Source organism: Pantoea sp. X-Soil-TKNS-1211, from assembly GCF_059730495.1.
This window is the reverse complement of sequence record NZ_AP035955.1, coordinates 160,384-176,859: the sequence shown is the minus strand read 5'-3', so window position 1 is coordinate 176,859 and position 16,476 is coordinate 160,384. Positions and strand designations below refer to the sequence as shown.

Genomic DNA, 16,476 nt, shown 5'->3' with positions numbered 1-16,476 from the left:
TTAATCCAGCCTCATGTGGGTACGGCGCAGCAGGGCATCGCCCAGTAGATTGCAGCCAATCACCAGCGCGGCGATCACCAGGCCGGGATACAGCACCAGCCACTGCGCCAGCAACATATAAGAACGTCCTTCGCCAATCAGGTTGCCAAGGGTTGGTGTCGGCGGCTGGATGCCCATACCGAGAAAACCCACAGACGCTTCCAGGACAATCAGGCGCGGAATATCCAGCGTCAGTAGCACCACCAATGGGGTGAGCAGATTGGGCAGAATATGGCGCAGCAAAATGCGCAATGGCGAGAACCCCATCGCTTTCACCGCCTGGATATACTCCAGCTCACGAATTTCCAGCGTTTTGGCGCGCGCCACACGGGCGTAGATCGCCCAACTGGTCACGCCCATGATGACGATAATGTTGGTGGTGGAGGTGCCCATTAAGGCAATTACCAGCAGGATCAGCAGAATAAACGGCACCGCCAGTTGGATATCAATCAGGCGCATAATTAAGGCATCAACCCAGCCACCGGCGTAACCGGCAATCATGCCTAGCGCCACGCCGACCACCGCGCCGATGACAGCGGCCAGCACCACCACCAGCAACGACAGACGCGTTCCGGCCAGAATGCGCGACAACAGGTCACGACCCAACTGATCGGTGCCGAGCAAATGGCCGCCAGAGCCTGGCGGCAGAAACATCTCGGTTAACTGGTTGGTTAACGGATCCGGCAATGGCAGCCACGGAGACAGCAACGCCGCCACGATCACCACCAACAGCAAAACGCTGCCGATGATGGCATCACCGTAAAAAATACGGCGTGGCCGACGTTGTAAGGCTGCTGCCGGGGTAATCATTTCAGCCTCAGATCGAACAGCGGGATGCGGGCATCGACACGGCCTTTAAAGGTCAGCGCGTCGCTGTGCGCATACAGCGTATCTTCGCGGTACAGCGGGATCAGCGGTTGCTGTTCGGCGACGCGTTGCTGAATCTGCTCCAGCAGCACTTTGCGCTTCGCGGCATCCACCGTCTGACGGCTCTGGTCCAGCAACTTATCCATTTCAGGATCGTTCACCGTGGAGTACGGCTCGCCGCTATGCAAAATCGGGAACAGGGCGGCATCGGCGTCCAGTGTCTGGGTCGATCCCCACGCCAGCATATACATCGGCGCTTGCTTCTGCGCCGCGACTTGCTGGGTATAAACCGACCATTCCGGCACTTCGAGCTGGGCTTTGACGCCGATCGCGGCCAGATCCTGTACGATCGCCTGGGCGACATCCGCGCTGGCGATATAGCGACGTGGAGCCTGGAAGCGCAGGGTAAAGCCGTTTGGATATCCGGCCTGCGTCAGCAGGGTTTTGGCCCTGGCGACGTCCTGGGTGGTCGCGGGCACCGCCAGATAACCGAAATCGTTTGCGCCGGCCATCGTACCGGTCGGGGTGCCGTAGCCGTGCAGCAATTGCTGGGTATAGGCCTGACGATTCAGCGCCAGCGACAGCGCCTGACGTACGCGCACGTCGTTTAACGGTTTTTCGTTGTTTTTCAGACCAAGATAGATGGTTAACCCACCGCCTTTGACCTGCTCCAGCTCAACGCCCGGACGATTTTTCAGCGCAGGCACCAGATCGGCAGGTACGCTTTCCACCAGTTGGACTTCACCGGTCAGCAACGAGGTGATACGGGCAGTAGCCTCCGGGATCGGACGCCAGGTGACGCGCTCAATGGAAGGTTTGCCACGCCAGTATGCGTCATTGGCGACCATCACGACTTTTTCATCCGGGATAAAAGTATCGAGCTTGTAAGCACCGCTACCAATTGGTTTGCGGGCGAATTCGCTGGCTCCCACTTTTTTCACATACGCGGGCGGGACGATATAGGCCGGATAACGACTCATGCGGGTTGGCAGTAGTGGATCGGGACCGTTAGTATGGATCAGTAACTGATAATCATTGACCACTTCCACCGATTTGATGGTGCGGATGTAGGAGATAGTGGGTGCGTGGTTGGCCGGGTCGAGAATTCGGTCGATAGAAAATTTGACCGCCGCGGCATTCACCGGTTCGCCATCGGTGAAACTGACGCCTTTGCGCAGGTTGAATTGCCAGGTGGTGTCGTTGATGGCTTTCCAGTCGGTCGCCAGTCCCGGTTGCAGCGACATGTCATCCGCGCGGCGTACCAGGGTATCGAAGATATTGTCCACCAGCGTGGCGGCTTCTTTCAGGAAGCCAGGATCCAAAGCTGTTGCGGAGGCAGGTTGGGCAATGGTCAGTTCAGCCGCCTGTAAACTGGCGGGCAACAGGGCAAAAAGCAATGCGGTGGTAGCAAACTTCACTGCAGGTAATCTCATAAACTTCATCCCAAAATGCATTCGGTAACGTAGTGAAAAGAGTGGTGCTGTGTTGATCGTGCTTCGCTTGTTTTGTAATACATGATATATCCTATAGTAGGTCGTTTTGGCAACAAAACATTTAAACTTCTTACCATTTTCATAATCCGGGAAAGGAAAAAAACGCATGATTAAGATGGAAAAAGCCCAGCGCCTTAGCCTGACCGCCCAGGTAGAAGCGACGCTGCGCAGCGCCCTGATTGTCGGCAAACTCAAACCCGGCGCGCGTCTTGTCACAAGAGATCTGGCTGCCCAGTTGGGCACCAGCATCACCCCGGTGCGTGAGGCGTTATTGCGCTTAGTTTCCGCTGGCGCACTTGATGCCACCCCGGCGGCAGCGTTTCTGGTCCCGGAAATGAGCCTGGAGCGATATCAGGAGATCACTCTGATACGTAAGCAACTGGAAGGGTTGGCGGTGCGGATGGCAACAGCGAATATCACGAAAAAGCAGCTTTCTGAGCTAAAAAAATTATGTGATCGCTTTATGCAGGCCAAGTTGAGTGGGGAGGTGGAAACCGCGTTGGAAGCCAATCGCGCGTTTCGTTTCACCCTTTACGGCTATGCGCAAATGCCGACGTTATTGCTGCTGATTGAACAACTGTGGGTGCAGATTGGACCCTGTCTGAATTATCTCTATCCGCAATCGATGGAAATGACCAAAGGGCATAATTACGATCACTTGCTCGACGCGTTGAAGGCAAAAGATATTGCAGTGGCAGAGCAGGTGGTGATGAAGGCGATTGACGATGGTGCGGCGATTCTGCTGAGGACGTACTTTGTTTGATGGCAGGAGGGCGCGATAAATGTGTGCACGCAATCGTAGCGGTGCGATTTATCGCGCAGTTGTGGCTTAATCCAGAAGAGGTTCTGATTTACGCGCTGAATGAATCGTAAAATTGCTATGGATTTTGGCGTCGGGTTCGATTAATACATATACATCCCGGTTATCACTATAATCCACCACAATCGTCTCTTTTGCTATAAAGCCAATACGATCCAGTACCCGTTGGACACACTTTCCGTTAGGTGTTTTGGTTAAAAAGGTATCTGAAATATTATTATTTCCCTGATGATGGTTCATTTCAGAATTTGTCGTATTTGTGTACCAGGATGCACATTGTTTTTCTTGTAAAAGTTGCAAGCGGGTGCGCTTTTCCACTCGGGTTTCTGATTGGCTGTAACGATATTGTTGTTTGTTTTTTCCATGGTTCTGATTCCCGTTGACAAACAAGAGAATATGAAAAATCGGCTATCACAATAATTATTAAAATTCAGACATAATGTATTAATGGGATTTTATTCTTATTAGTGTTTATAATCTTGCCAATAATTCATGGGGTTAATATGTTAATCAGGTTTGTATCATGTTTATTAGCATTGTCATGGTCTGCAATGACGTTGGCCGGCATGCTAAATCAAAACAGTCAGTCATACTATCAGGGGGTCGAAGGAAAAGAAGGTATTGAATTAAGGCGCGCCCTCAACGAATTAATAAAAAACCAGAAAGTTTTTTCCTATAAGGAGCTTTGGCAGCAACTGGAATATACCGATGAGGATCCCGCCAATACCGATAATATCATTGTTGTCTATGCCGGGAAATCGGTGCCTAAAACTTTCCGTATTGGCGGTGCAGGGGGGAATCAGGAATACGCATGGAACCGTGAACATCTCTGGCCTAAAAGTCATGGATTCAAGAATGAGAGCCAAACGGCATATACCGATCTGCATCACATTCGTCCGTCCTTTCGTATTATTAATGAAAAAAGAGGCAATAAAGATTTTTCGTGGGTAGCCACGCCTGTTTTAACACTTGACGATAATCTGGTCGGAAAATATGACTTTGAACCTGCTGACCGGGTGAAAGGGGATATTGCACGCATGATGTTGTATATGGATGTGCGTTATGAAGGTAATGATCAATCCCACGTCGGCGATTTACAACTTGTCGATAAAATCAATACCAGTGGTAACGAGTTAGGCAAAGTGTGTGATTTATTGTCGTGGCATTATCAGGACCCGGTGTCTGATAGTGAGCGGATACGTAACGATCGCATCTATGAACGACAGCAAAACCGCAATCCTTTCATCGATTATCCGGAATGGGCTACCAGTCTCTACCAGCAACAATGCCCGGTTATCCCGGTGATTCAGACCATGCAGGGCCAGGAGGTGATCAATCAACGCTTTCTGGTGCTGGACGCCATCGACTCTGTCATCAACGGCAAAAAGATAACGGCAAAAGATGATGTGGTTATTTCATGGGAGGTGATCAGTGATCATCAGAACAGCATTATCTTCAATGCGACCAATGGACCGAGCGCGATGATTCGTACCGCAAAAGCACCGCTAACCTCGTTTCCGGTAAAAGTTAAACTCTCGATTTATGATAACCAGACGGGCCAGCGCGCAGAGACGATAAAAACCCTGATGGCGGGACCGATATAGCGTAGATGCATCCCGTAGCGGCGCGATTTATCGCGCGGGTTTAACGACCAAAAGAACGCGATAAATCGTGTCGCTACGAATTTGCGCTGGATGTTATTAACTTCCCCAGCGACTGCGCAGATAATTCACCGCCTGCTGCGTCTGCGGTTGGTTGAGATAATTCTCCCGGAAAAGAATCGTGCCACTGATTTGCGGTAACGATTCATTCAAATCCAGCTGCTTTTTCAGTTCCGGCACGCCGCCATTGCGTGTCCAGTCTGGTTCACTTCGCGAAGGTTCACCCACTTTATACAACGCAACGCCGATGTAGAGACGGGTGTGCGTGGGTTTCACCACGTCTGCCCACCAGTGAGCCAGCACGTCATAGCGTGCCGCCTGGCGCGCGAAAGGCCAATATATTTGTGGCGCGATATAATCCAGCAACCCCATCTGCACCCACTGCCGGGTATCGGCAAACGCCTCATCATAGGCGGCGGCCCCCCGGGTGTCGGAACCTGAGGGATCGTGCGACAGATTACGCCACACACCCGCCGGACTGACGCCAAACTCGACCTCGGGTTTCAACTGTTTGATGGTATGCGACACCTGCGCGATGAGTAGCTGGGTGTTGTGACGCCGCCAGTCGGCTTTGGACGCAAATCCTGCGCCATATTCTCTGAACGTCTGGTTATCATTCAGCACAGAACCTGGGGATTCCGCATAGAAATAATCATCAAACTGGACACCGTCAACCGCGTAATGGGAGACCACCTCCGCCACAATGCTGGTGATCCAATCGCGCGCCGCCGGGATGCCGGGATCAAGCACAAAACGGTCGCCTGCGGTACGGATCCAGTCGCGATGCAAAACAAACACGCTGGCGGGATGCAGTGGCAGAGTCGCGTTAAGTTCCTTCACGGTGGAAGGCTTGGTATTGACGGATACCCGATACGGATTAAACCAGGCGTGCACTTTCATGCCGCGTTTATGCGCCTCATCCAGCATAAATTGCAGGGGATCATAACCGGGATCTTCCCCGATCTTGCCAGTCAGCATATCTGACCACGGCAGAATTTTAGAGGACCACAACGCGGTGCCATCCGGCTTCACCTGGAAGAAGACGGTATTGATACCGAGGCTTTTCAACTTATCCAGTTTATCGGTCAGCGCTTGTTGCTGCTGGCGGATGCGGCTGGTGGCACTGCTGGCATTCACCGATGCGATCGGCGGCCAGTCGAGGCGGGAAACGGTGGTCAGCCAGACGCCGCGTACCGGTTCCTGTTGGCTCATCGGCTTAGTCGGCAAAGGTCGCTGCGCAACGGGAGGTAGCGGGGTGACCAGGGATTTCGGCGGTGGCGACGCGCAGCTGGCCAGTAGCAAGCCGATGGCGACCAGCAGGCCAGTCCTTTTGGGCGAGAGGGCGATGATAAGCTCCAGTGGTTCTGGTTTTCACGCAAAAGAGACATTTTCTGAGTGTGGCGTGCAAAGTCAAGCCAGGCGCTATACTTTTCGTACATGGACAAGTTCAGTACAGGAGTTTTTATGGTCAAAATCACGGCACAAGCGACTCAGTTGTTAATCGCTGAAGCTGAAAGCCTCGTCGTAACAGTATATGCGTGCATTTCCTCTTTAAGCAGTATTGCTCAGACAATGCAAAATCCTTCGTCGTTCGAAGCTGCGCCTGCTGAATTAACTCATCCACCCATACCGGAAATGACGCCAGCATGCAAAATTCATCGAGCGCTTAGTCTGCTTAAAGATAAGAACGTTCAGGGTAAATCGATCGATGAACAACTATCCGAACTCGCTAAGTATAAATTGGAAACGGCCGCATTCTTTCCAGAACCCAACGGGAAAGCACTGTATGAACTCATGAACACCATATGGAAACGTATTGATAGCAAACTCACACCCGGTAAGAGATTTGAACAGCTGGTATTGATGTTAAAGGTTATGGATATCAGACTCCATTCGGCTGCTATGGAAAAGGCGCTGAAAGAAATTACTGGAGAAACGAACTTTCTGACCCGTGCCAGACAAAGTCAGATTCTGGCAAAGATCTTTTCAGCTATACCTGATTCGATAGTGAAGTTATTAAAAAACAATAAACCTGACCAAGAATCGCTTGCCACTGTGGGTTCAGTTAACCATCTTAACCTGCTAATCCCCTTACAAAAGGATCCAGCATACATTCATGCGGAATGGAGTGTATGGAAGAAAGCGATAAAAGAAGTCTGGCAACTCGAAATATCAGATGAGACCGCCCGTATGCTCGCTATAGTCTCAAAAACCAAAACCTGTGTTGAACAGGCTTGTTGGTTTAATGATATAAAAAATTTTACCCAACTCCATACTAAACTCAGTACAAGGGAAGATCGTCCTGGCATGCATTGGTCCCAGGCTTGGGTGCTGCTTTACGAAATGACAGGTGAAATCGTACCCATGTGTAAAATAAAAAGAGTGATGAAAAAATACGAGTGCAGAGAGGATGAGTGGGTCAGTCGTTTGATGAGGGCATTAAGTTATCCCGGGAGATCCAGCAATAATCTGGATATGCTTTATCAGTTAAAATATAGTGGAAACATATCCAGCATGAGCAATTTACAGCTGCAACGTACTTTTACATTAATTGGCGAGCCAATGTCGATAGAGGATATTCAACTTATTGATGAAGCATTTAAGTTCCGCAAGGAAAAAAGATTCAATCTGGAACATATTAAACTAATGGAATACGATGATAACGCTGACATAGACGTTCTTGCTGTTGACTCGCTACGCCGTCACGCTCATGTACACAACTGGCAGCGCAGTGTAGCACTGGTTATATTGTGGCTGGATCATGTGTACCCACCACGCTCAGAGGATTTGATCCGATATCTTGAGCAGGCACAGCAGCCGGGATAGCTTTAATGTTGTAATGGAGAATATCAGGCCATTCCTGCCATCGATCAATGATCGATATTTTACATATGGTCATCAACTAAAATACTTCCACATAACCCGATTAAGGACCCAAAATGATGAGCGACAAAAAAATGATTTCCATTGACCAGTTCGACCCGGATGAGCGGCTGGCAGTAGAGGAGGCGTTCAGGGGATTGGTACAGAAGTACCGTCAGCGCAGCGGTAAGGAACCGGACGCTAAAAAAGAGAAAGAATTTACCGCCGAAGCCCGCCAGCAAATCATGACGCTGAAACAGGCAAAACAGAAAGCGCTGGCGGAGAAAGCGAAAAAGAAACCGTTGAAGAAGAAAAAACCGGAATCACTGGCCGCCAGTGAAGTCAGTGATTTCAACTGGTCGGCATCGGTAACCAAAGGGCGCCGTTAACTTAACAATCCCGCGCCAACATTAACCGACAACCCCAAAATGGCCAGATTGAAGATAAAGGAGATCACCGACTGTAACAGCGCGATTTGCCGGATGTCGGTGGTGCCGGTCGCCACATCGGCGGTCTGTGCCGCCACGGCGATGGTGAAGGAGAAATAGAGAAAATCCCAGTAACCCGGATCGTCCGGTTTCTCCGGGAAGATCATCGGTGTCACCTCATGACTACGACGCAGGTAGTGATGATGGGCGTAATGCAGCGCGAATGATGTTGGCAACAACGCCCATGAAACCACCAGAGTACTGGCCGTCAGCAGCAGATGCAGCACGCGCGGCGTGTCGGTCAGATGTTTTAGCGAAGGCAGCTCCATCAGAATTGCCATCAGACTGGCCAGACATCCCAGTGTCACCAGACTCAGCACCAGCGTCGCGCTTTCATCCTGTTGTTTGGCGATATGCGGAATATCTTTCACATCGGTGCGCAACATGCGCAGCCAGACCAGAATCAGGTACAACCACGCAAGAACATTCCAGCCGATCAGGAGTCGTTGCAGATAACCCAGTTGGACGGGCAGTAAGAAAAAGCACAGCATCCCGACGGCGATGGAAACCGTAAAGCGCAACCGGGTACGCAGATGAGTGTGGAAAGAAAAGTCCATTATTATCATGGCCTGGCAAAATAAGCGTGTAGCTTAACTATAGGCGTGGAGGACGGTTTAGCGTCCTCCACGCAGCTAATCACACATCCAGCCGATGTATCACATTGACAAACTCATGTACGCCGCGATTAATTTCCCGCAGGCTGCGCGACAAATCGCTGATTTTATCCTGTTCAGACACCACAAAATGTTTGACCTCATCCAGCTGATGATACATCTGCTGAATCAATCGGGCATTTTCTTCCACCACCTGAGTGATTTTGTGCGTGGCGGTGGCGGTGGATGCCGCAAGGCGACGGACTTCACCCGCGACTACGCTGAATCCACGCCCGGCTTCGCCGGCTCGGGCCGATTCGATGGCGGCGTTCAGTGCCAGGATATTGGTTTGTGAGGCAATCAGATTAATCGAGGCAACCACTTCGCTGATACTTTTGGCTGATGCACTCAGTTGCGCACCAATCTCAGTGGCAGCGTTAACCTGGACTGACACCAGCCCGGAGTTGCGCACCGTCTCATCCAGCACGGCGTTAGCATTGTGGGTGATTTGCGAAGTCTGTTCCGAGGTGGTGACGGCAATATCGGCCACCCGTTTTGCAGCCTCGACGCGGGCGGTGATATCGGAGGCGATCTTGATCACCTTGTACACCCTGCCATCCATGTCATACACCGGGTTATAACTGGCTTCGAGCCAGATACGTTCACCGCTGGCAGTTTTGCGTTCAAAGCGGCCGACAAAGTGCTGACCTTTGGCGATCTTCTGCCAAAAATCAGGATTCTCGCGGTAAAAGTTGTCATAGCAGAACAGACGGTGGTGCTTACCGATAATCTCCGGCAGGGTATAACCCATGTGAGTGAGGAAATTGTCGTTAGCAGTGAGAATATGGCCGTCGGGGGTAAATTCTATCACTGCCATGGAGCGGTCCAGCGCGGTGATCACCGCTTCTTTCTGTTCCAGCTCCTGATGGCGTAAGGTGATGTCGCTTGCCACTTTAATCACTTTATACACTTTGCCTTTATCATCGCAGACCGGAAAGTAAGTGGCGCTGAGATAAAAACGCTGATGCTGCTGGTTGAAACGTTCAAAAATACCGGTGACTGATTCACCGGAAGCCAGCGTTTGCCAGAATTGGCGGTAGTCCGCTGACTGGGTATAGCCCGGACTACAGAAGATCCGGTGATGCTGACCCTGAATCTCCTCCAGACGATAGCCGGTGACATCCAGAAACTGTTGGTTGGCACTGAGTATTTCACCGTCGGGTGAAAACTCAATCCATGCCACATGCTGTTTAATCGCCTCAATGTCCTTCGCGATGCCGCCATAAAAGCCTGACTTTTTAACACCAAACATAAGACACCCCAGGAGGTTATCGTTATTCCGATTAACAAAGCGCGCCGCAACTAACGGCTGCGGATGGTTTTCCCTGCCGGACACGTCTTCGTTCGCTGATATGGCGAAGGAGGGTGTCTCTGCTGCGCTGCATGGTGCGCAGGCGGGATTGTTATGGTGGTCATCTGCCTGGTGTCGGCTTGAAAAGATCGTTATCCATTACAGTATCGACAGTAAACATAAAAACTTCAGATAAATTTAATGTTGGTCATCTGTCCCGGATTGTCATGGTCGGCTGAAGCCAGGTTTTCAATGACTCGAGATGCCCTTTAAGCCGGGTAATAAGTCGCATAAAGTCACTAAAAGTCAATGTTGCTGAGTTACCGTGAGCCAGGTAGATATCCTGGTTATCATCTCCGCAATTCCGGCGTAAATTTGCTAATATATCGTCAATGTTTTCATTTGATTCTGTTGCAACGATTTTTAAAATAGCCAAATCAGCATGGATCCTATTGATGAATTCATTATTTTCTTTTATTTCATCCGGGGTGCCATATAAATTATTTTCTTTGAAATCTTGAGCGTATTTTTGACATTTCTCTATCTTTTCATTAATTTTACCGCTTGTCATGCTATGGCACTGACGAGGTGGAATCTGTTTTATCGTCGGCTTTGCTGCGAAGATCTCATCGTCAGAGCCGCCAGGTAAAAAAACTTCGGTCTCCCGTATTTCCTCTATAATGGATTCTAATCCTTTACAGACAAAATCCCTATAAATAATTAAATTCCCTATATTTTGTTTTTCGGATAATAAGGCGTTATGGCATTGTTGATGTGTTTTTGTTTCCATCATGGCATGGCGGTTATTATTTATCTTCTCTTGCTGCTTCAATTCTCCCGTTGTTTTTATCCATAGCGCAGTAGCTTCTCTGTTCGCCTCAACAAAGTTGGGAGGGGATCCTATAGCTTTGATTATATTGGTTGATAAACAAACACAGGGGGTTACAATGTAACAGGTTTTTGCTTTTGTTGACGCTATTTCGCTTTCAGCATTATTGCCTATACGGCTAATGGATTTGGCGACTTTATTTGCGTCATCACCCTGTAATTCGAATTGAGTTTTAGAAGTAATCGCTGCGAATGCCAACCATCGTACAAGATTTACCATATTTACACTCCCAATGATGAGTTATATACGGAGAAAATTCAGTAGCTTTCTTTGGGCCGCGTATATTGTGCCAGTACAGCCCGCCAGCTATCATGTTCTTTAATATAAACGCGTGTATAGGCAAATATACCACTCACATCACGCGCACCACGTTGCCCATCATTAATGGTCAGTCCGGTAACAACCGCAGTGTTACCATAAATACGAATATGCATATTTTTATGTTGCATGCTGGTGTATCTGAATTTTCCTGCCTTGACGTCTGACAATACCTGCTCGCGCGAAGTGAAGTGACCTTCATTATTAATGGCGTAGTAATTTTCTGCGTGAAGACTCTCAAGGGTTTTATAATCACTCAAGACCCATGCCTGCCGCCACTGCTGTTCACGTTTAGCTACAGCAGTTTCAGCGCTACTTGCCGCCAATGCGTTTCCCATCGTCATCAGGATGAAAAGGATCGTTGATAACATGATTTTGTTAAAGACCTGCATAACATTTCCTTTGTTGTTTGCTTTGGGCAATCAAACATAGCATGGGGGTAAATTTGCATTATCAGAGTTCAGAAAAATATCAGGTAACACCGAGTTGGCGTCGCTACGTGAATTCTGAGAGAAGTGCAGGGGAATTGGAACTGGCAGGGAGTTTTCGCGCAGCGCTGTCTGGTGCATTCCGTAGCGGTAACTTGTCGCTCACCACTTTCCAGGCTGCAGTTAAACGTTATGAGAGGAATAGCTCGGCATCAGTTACAGGTCGGATTGAGCGACTATAGGCATTGAAAAAGTTCATCTTTGTTCATACAATTAATTTGTTCATGAATCGTGAACACTGATATGGTATGAACGCATGCAAAATGAACAGTTTATCTCTAATGCTATCGACTGCCTTCCAGCCGGTTTTAGTCTGGAATACAATCTGACACCGCGTGAAGCCAGTTCAGATGGCACAGCGACCCTCATTACGCCGCATACTGAAAGAGTAGACTTCGTGCTGGAAGTTAAGCATATCCACCGTATAGAAACGCTCAAACGTACAAAAGTACGGTTCGACAAAGTCGGCAGGGAACATCCCGTGTTACTGATTTGTAATCAGCTCACGCAGAAGCTCGTAGCATACTGTATACAGAACCAAATTAACTACATCGATGCCGCCGGAAACGCCAACATTCAGCTACCAGGACTCTATATACTTATCGAGGGTAAAAAAGAAAAGAAATCACCTTTAGCGGCAGGACGATTCCCTGAAGGGGTAATGAAACTGCTTTTTGTTCTGCTATCCAGTCAGGATGTTATCGATAAACCATATCGCACACTCGCTGAGATGGCAGGCATCTCGCTTGGCATGGTCAGTAAAGCCTTCGATTACCTGGAGCAGCAGCGTTATTTTCGTAAAACGAAAACTGGCAGACGGCTCATCGGCGAAGACGAACTATGCGCGCTATGGATCACCGATTATGCCCGCTCACTAAAACCCAAACTGGATCACCTGAAGTTGGCCGTGCCAGAAACACTGGATCACCTGAAGTTGGTTGCTGGTGAAATCGCAGGGGGAGAACTCGCAGCAGCAGATCTCAGCAACGGATATCTGGTGCCAGCAACAGCAATCGTATATACGCCGTATTCTTTACTGCAGCGTCGTAAAGAGTTGGCTCTAAAACCTTCACGTGATGGTGATTTTCAACTGTTCTCCAGTTTCTGGGGAAATTTCACATTAACCTCTCGCGCTCATGTGATGTTATGCCTGGCTGACCTACTGGATAGCGGCGATGACAGGGATCGGGAAGTCGCAAGGATCATCAATGACAAATATCTTAACCTTAACGAATCCACTCTTTTCACTTACTGAGGAACTACTCCGCAGTATTAATCGTATCTGCGCAGAGCAGGAAATTGCCTATTTTATTGCGGGAGCTACTGCACGCGAGATCCTTATTCATAACGTGTATGGCCGAAGTATGGGGCGGCGGACTCGAGATATTGAACGAAGTGCTCCTGAAGGGGAGTTTTCGCGCAGCGCTGTCTGGTGCATTCCGTAGCGGCGCGATTTATCGCGCTTCGTTGGCACCGGTGCTGAAAACCCGCGCGATAAATCGCGCCGCTACGGGCGGGGTGTGGGTTTCAGGGTTAATCGGATACCTTATTTAACATAATTCACGTTATGCGCACTTTCATTGTTACTCCAAAACGCTAATGTCGTACGGGGAGATGCGGATGTTTTCCTGGACTGCTATGTTGTGATCCCCAGATGCTCCCGGTACTTCACCGGACTCATCGCACCTAATGATATTTTGATTCTCTTCTCGTTATACCAGCGTATGTACCTGTCCAGGAAGCACATAAAATCTTCCAGCGATGTGCCCGCCCAGTTTCTGCCATAGTACATTTCATTTTTGACCCGCCCGAAGAAGCCTTCGCACGCCGCATTATCCGACGAGCAACCCTTGCGTGACATGGACCTTATAAGACCCGATCCCTTGATACGATCCAGCCAGCCCGGCCATCGGTAATGGCTTCCTCTGTCACTGTGTATCACCGGCCTTTCATTTTCGCTAAGCGTATCGATCGCATCATCGAGCATGGCATTTACCAGTTTTGCGTCCGGACGTGTCCCTATGGCCCAGCTCACTTCGCGTACTTGTCATGCAGTCGCAGGCTTGCTTTGTGATAAAAATAGCAACTGCGGGCAAGCTGAAGAGCACTGAGCAATTCAGCAACGGGATAAATTTCCTTAAGGGCATCAACGAGCCGGGTCTTCTCCCTGTTCTTCAGGGTCAGGACGCTGATGCCCATGTCTTTTTTTATCAGTTCATTCGCTTTTGTCAGGATGTCACGCTCAAGCTGTAGCTGATGAACCTGCTGTTTAAGCTGCTTTATTTCATCGCGCAGTTCATCCTGCTGCTTATCCTGAGAAGCTGGTTTACGTTTACGCATGGATTGATAAGCCTCATCGTCGATCAGGTCTTTCTTCCATTTGTACAGGACCGGAACGCTTATACCTATCTTTTGTGCCACTTTAAGGGCGGTTCCACGTCGGGTGCAGAGCTCGCGAACGGCCTGCGTTCTTTCCTCCGGGCTGAAGCATTTGTTTGTATTCGAACGAATAATCAGTGGGCGTCGTCCCGGATAAATCTCTTCGATCCAGCTCTTGAGCACTTCGCTACTGGGATAGCCAATGGCGCGACGCGTGAAGGCCAGGCAACCACCATGCGTAAGATAATGCTCAACCGCGGCGACTTTCTGTGCGTGTGAATAGCGTTTTCTTGGCTTTAATTCCCTGGGTAAGTCACCGGCCTCTTCATAAATTCGAACCCACCGGGAAAGCTGTTTAACGGATGGATAGCCCAACTCTCTGACAACAACTGTCAGCCTTTTGCCATACCTGAAGTAAAGCTCCACGGCCCGGATCCGATCCTCATATGAGTGCATAAATTATCTCCCGAAGGTCCAGGAAATCGTCCGCACCCCCCAGAAAGATACTTAAACCCGGCTTTTTAAGCGGCTTTATTCCCAACCCAGTTCGCCATAAGTTTTACAATCCTGTTCAGGAAAAGACGTCATATATTGCCCCCAGTCCATATATTTATAATAAAGCGTCATTGCTTCAAAATGGCTGGCAGCCTCGACTTCCCATACAAGTTCTGCGCCGGGTTCTAATAATGATCTTGCGGCATTTCCGTGGACACCTCTCAGACAAAAGGTCTGGCATCCATCAGGCTCGACCCAGAGTTCATGCCTCAAAGTTTGTTTCCTTAATAATCAAATTTATCTGCCAATCATTCCATATTAGAATGTAATTTGACAGGCACTAATTAGCATCAGCCGGACATCTCTGGTTTGCCTGAACCCGGTCATCTCTGCTTAGGTTCAACATTCATTGAGAGTCCTGTTGCAATGTGCTAAGTAGCGTTTTAAATCTGTTGATCAAATAATCAGTAAACTCCGCTCGTCCCAGCGTTCTCTGGAAAACCTCGGATGTTACGCATACCCTCCAGTTCAGAAGATTCCATGGCTCTACTGACCAGCTCGGCAAAGTTAACTCTTTGATTCATGATATAGCTCCGACTCGTTGATCAGATGCGTATTGCGCCCGACACGGCGTAAATCCCTTACTGCGGCTCCCGGCTTCGCCTGGCGCAACGGGGAGTCGGCAAGATATGTGTCCTCTAAAATCTGCTCCGGCGACCGTTTTGTGTGGGTGAACTCAATGACACCGAATGGCGTTTTATGTTCTTCTGAGCGCCCCGTGGTCATCACGGTAATTCGGTCAATTGGGATTTGAGAAATAATGCCATAGGCGGACAGGGCTGATTCGAGGCTGAGATAATTATATTCTCCCCTGCGCAGTGCTAAAACAATGCGCTCAAGCGTATACGCATCTTTGTTTCTGGCATGGTTGTAAACAAACACGCCACGAATGGCTCGGGTAAGAACGCCATCCTTCACCAGACGATTTAGCCCGGCATTGAATGCCCTCGGGCTATCTTCGTGAAAAATTTTGGCCAGATCGCGTGTGGTAAAGACATAGCGTCCGTTCTTGCCGAAGGCATTTAAACGCTCAATAGCAACCATTCTGTTCATTGACAAATCTACATGAAAAGCACAAAAAAGTGTCATTCACGCTGACTTAATAAGATGAGCGAGGAAACAACAGCCAGCTACTCAATCATTAATGATAATTAAGCGTAAAAGTCGCATCCGCAGCAGCCCGTCCGGGAGTCACATTATCAGCCAGCGAGATAAGGTTTGCCCAGAATCCATGCACTACTGTGCCATCAGAAAGTGGCATCCATTGCATTCCGGGTTGACCGAGAGGCAAAGGAACATGCACCTCATTTCGCAATTGCACAGCCACATTGGTGGCGGTACTACTGTCATTCAGTGCCAGTAAGCCATTGCCGACGCTGTTACCAGTAAAAGTAATCGAGGTTGGTACATTCAGTGGGCATCCGGTGAGCCTTATAACAAAATCTTTTTGCGGCGTCGTAGCGCCGGCCGAGTGTAATTGATGCACTGGCCAAATACCAAGATCGATGGTTTGATTGTCATAGTCCATATCTACGGCACAGGTTGAGTGAATAATTTTCCCCTTGAGCGTAATATTAATCTCGCCAAGCGCGACATCCGCGCTGGCATGGGTGGTCACCAACAGTGCGCCCAGCATCAATCTGGTCAGACTTTTTTTATTCATCACCCGTTCC

Annotated in this window: 16 protein-coding genes and 1 pseudogene; 5 read left to right on the top strand and 12 right to left on the bottom strand. The window is 49.2% G+C overall.

Annotated elements, in window-relative coordinates; genetic code table 11:
- Together AC6I8W_RS24165 and AC6I8W_RS24160 are read right to left on the bottom strand one after the other, a co-directional pair.
- On the bottom strand, nt 1-849 hold the full coding sequence (locus AC6I8W_RS24165; protein WP_497839054.1) for an ABC transporter permease: 849 nt from the start codon (nt 847-849) through the stop codon (nt 1-3).
- Nucleotides 846-2,339 carry an ABC transporter substrate-binding protein gene (locus AC6I8W_RS24160; protein WP_497839053.1) on the bottom strand — a complete coding sequence of 498 codons (1,494 nt, stop codon included), beginning with the start codon at nt 2,337-2,339 and terminating at the stop codon, nt 846-848. The genes AC6I8W_RS24165 and AC6I8W_RS24160 overlap by 4 nt, the downstream gene beginning before the upstream one ends.
- 166 nt (nt 2,340-2,505) lie before the next feature.
- On the opposite strand from AC6I8W_RS24160, the gene AC6I8W_RS24155 reads away from it, so the two are divergent.
- Nucleotides 2,506-3,162 (top strand): GntR family transcriptional regulator, encoded by a 657-nt coding sequence (locus tag AC6I8W_RS24155; protein WP_497839052.1) that lies wholly within the window; start codon nt 2,506-2,508, stop codon nt 3,160-3,162.
- 66 nt (nt 3,163-3,228) lie between these two features.
- Here the strand turns inward: AC6I8W_RS24155 and AC6I8W_RS24150 are convergent, their stop codons facing one another.
- Complete coding sequence (locus tag AC6I8W_RS24150; RefSeq protein WP_497839051.1) at nt 3,229-3,537, bottom strand: hypothetical protein; 309 nt, start codon at nt 3,535-3,537, stop codon at nt 3,229-3,231.
- Nucleotides 3,538-3,770: 233 nt separating this feature from the next.
- Between AC6I8W_RS24150 and AC6I8W_RS24145 the strand changes: the two genes are divergently transcribed.
- Nucleotides 3,771-4,823 carry an endonuclease I family protein gene (locus tag AC6I8W_RS24145; RefSeq protein WP_497839050.1) on the top strand — a complete coding sequence of 351 codons (1,053 nt, stop codon included), beginning with the start codon at nt 3,771-3,773 and terminating at the stop codon, nt 4,821-4,823.
- Nucleotides 4,824-4,919: 96 nt separating this feature from the next.
- Here the strand turns inward: AC6I8W_RS24145 and AC6I8W_RS24140 are convergent, their stop codons facing one another.
- On the bottom strand, nt 4,920-6,239 hold the full coding sequence (locus AC6I8W_RS24140) for a glycoside hydrolase family 10-like protein (protein ID WP_497839085.1): 1,320 nt from the start codon (nt 6,237-6,239) through the stop codon (nt 4,920-4,922).
- Between the two features lie 105 nt (nt 6,240-6,344).
- Between AC6I8W_RS24140 and AC6I8W_RS24135 the strand changes: the two genes are divergently transcribed.
- Both AC6I8W_RS24135 and AC6I8W_RS24130 read left to right on the top strand, forming a co-directional pair.
- The gene (locus tag AC6I8W_RS24135; protein ID WP_497839049.1) at nt 6,345-7,706 is read left to right on the top strand and encodes a hypothetical protein; all 1,362 of its coding nucleotides are present in this window, start codon (nt 6,345-6,347) and stop codon (nt 7,704-7,706) included.
- Nucleotides 7,707-7,822: 116 nt separating this feature from the next.
- Complete coding sequence (locus AC6I8W_RS24130) at nt 7,823-8,131, top strand: hypothetical protein (protein WP_497839084.1); 309 nt, start codon at nt 7,823-7,825, stop codon at nt 8,129-8,131.
- Here the strand turns inward: AC6I8W_RS24130 and AC6I8W_RS24125 are convergent.
- The 4 genes from AC6I8W_RS24125 to AC6I8W_RS24110 all read right to left on the bottom strand — a co-directional run bounded on the left by AC6I8W_RS24125 (nt 8,128) and on the right by AC6I8W_RS24110 (nt 11,773).
- Nucleotides 8,128-8,787 (bottom strand): DUF1345 domain-containing protein, encoded by a 660-nt coding sequence (locus tag AC6I8W_RS24125; protein WP_497839048.1) that lies wholly within the window; start codon nt 8,785-8,787, stop codon nt 8,128-8,130. The genes AC6I8W_RS24130 and AC6I8W_RS24125 overlap by 4 nt on opposite strands.
- A gap of 79 nt (nt 8,788-8,866) precedes the next feature.
- Nucleotides 8,867-10,135 (bottom strand): methyl-accepting chemotaxis protein, encoded by a 1,269-nt coding sequence (locus AC6I8W_RS24120; protein ID WP_497839047.1) that lies wholly within the window; start codon nt 10,133-10,135, stop codon nt 8,867-8,869.
- Between the two features lie 247 nt (nt 10,136-10,382).
- Nucleotides 10,383-11,282: a hypothetical protein gene (locus AC6I8W_RS24115; RefSeq protein WP_497839046.1), complete on the bottom strand. Its 900-nt coding sequence runs from the start codon at nt 11,280-11,282 to the stop codon at nt 10,383-10,385.
- A 38-nt stretch (nt 11,283-11,320) separates the two neighbouring features.
- On the bottom strand, nt 11,321-11,773 hold the full coding sequence (locus AC6I8W_RS24110) for a nuclear transport factor 2 family protein (RefSeq protein WP_497839045.1): 453 nt from the start codon (nt 11,771-11,773) through the stop codon (nt 11,321-11,323).
- A 352-nt stretch (nt 11,774-12,125) separates the two neighbouring features.
- On the opposite strand from AC6I8W_RS24110, the gene AC6I8W_RS24105 reads away from it, so the two are divergent.
- Nucleotides 12,126-13,124: a type IV toxin-antitoxin system AbiEi family antitoxin gene (locus AC6I8W_RS24105; protein ID WP_497839044.1), complete on the top strand. Its 999-nt coding sequence runs from the start codon at nt 12,126-12,128 to the stop codon at nt 13,122-13,124.
- 381 nt (nt 13,125-13,505) lie between these two features.
- Here AC6I8W_RS24105 and AC6I8W_RS24100 read toward each other — a convergent pair.
- The 4 genes and pseudogenes from AC6I8W_RS24100 to AC6I8W_RS24085 form a co-directional block, all read right to left on the bottom strand.
- Nucleotides 13,506-14,704: pseudogene (locus AC6I8W_RS24100) on the bottom strand (IS3 family transposase).
- A gap of 75 nt (nt 14,705-14,779) precedes the next feature.
- Nucleotides 14,780-15,016, bottom strand: coding sequence for a hypothetical protein (locus AC6I8W_RS24095; RefSeq protein ID WP_084879151.1), 237 nt, complete (start codon nt 15,014-15,016; stop codon nt 14,780-14,782).
- 294 nt (nt 15,017-15,310) lie between these two features.
- On the bottom strand, nt 15,311-15,856 hold the full coding sequence (gene abiEi / locus AC6I8W_RS24090; protein ID WP_497839043.1) for a type IV toxin-antitoxin system AbiEi family antitoxin: 546 nt from the start codon (nt 15,854-15,856) through the stop codon (nt 15,311-15,313).
- An 88-nt stretch (nt 15,857-15,944) separates the two neighbouring features.
- Entirely contained in the window at nt 15,945-16,466 is a 522-nt protein-coding gene (locus AC6I8W_RS24085) for a fimbrial protein (RefSeq protein WP_497839042.1), read from the bottom strand.
- Between the last annotated feature and the right edge of the window lie 10 nt (nt 16,467-16,476).

Coding starts and splice junctions, on each gene's coding strand:
- AC6I8W_RS24115 (WP_497839046.1), bottom strand. CDS start 11,282: ATGGTAAATCTTGTACGATGGTTGGCATTCGCAGCGATTACTTCTAAA.
- AC6I8W_RS24135 (WP_497839049.1), top strand. CDS start 6,345: ATGGTCAAAATCACGGCACAAGCGACTCAGTTGTTAATCGCTGAAGCT.
- AC6I8W_RS24120 (WP_497839047.1), bottom strand. CDS start 10,135: ATGTTTGGTGTTAAAAAGTCAGGCTTTTATGGCGGCATCGCGAAGGAC.
- AC6I8W_RS24145 (WP_497839050.1), top strand. CDS start 3,771: ATGACGTTGGCCGGCATGCTAAATCAAAACAGTCAGTCATACTATCAG.
- AC6I8W_RS24165 (WP_497839054.1), bottom strand. CDS start 849: ATGATTACCCCGGCAGCAGCCTTACAACGTCGGCCACGCCGTATTTTT.
- AC6I8W_RS24110 (WP_497839045.1), bottom strand. CDS start 11,773: ATGCAGGTCTTTAACAAAATCATGTTATCAACGATCCTTTTCATCCTG.
- AC6I8W_RS24105 (WP_497839044.1), top strand. CDS start 12,126: ATGCAAAATGAACAGTTTATCTCTAATGCTATCGACTGCCTTCCAGCC.
- AC6I8W_RS24125 (WP_497839048.1), bottom strand. CDS start 8,787: ATGGACTTTTCTTTCCACACTCATCTGCGTACCCGGTTGCGCTTTACG.
- AC6I8W_RS24085 (WP_497839042.1), bottom strand. CDS start 16,466: ATGAATAAAAAAAGTCTGACCAGATTGATGCTGGGCGCACTGTTGGTG.
- abiEi (WP_497839043.1), bottom strand. CDS start 15,856: ATGAACAGAATGGTTGCTATTGAGCGTTTAAATGCCTTCGGCAAGAAC.
- AC6I8W_RS24130 (WP_497839084.1), top strand. CDS start 7,823: ATGAGCGACAAAAAAATGATTTCCATTGACCAGTTCGACCCGGATGAG.
- AC6I8W_RS24160 (WP_497839053.1), bottom strand. CDS start 2,339: ATGAGATTACCTGCAGTGAAGTTTGCTACCACCGCATTGCTTTTTGCC.
- AC6I8W_RS24155 (WP_497839052.1), top strand. CDS start 2,506: ATGATTAAGATGGAAAAAGCCCAGCGCCTTAGCCTGACCGCCCAGGTA.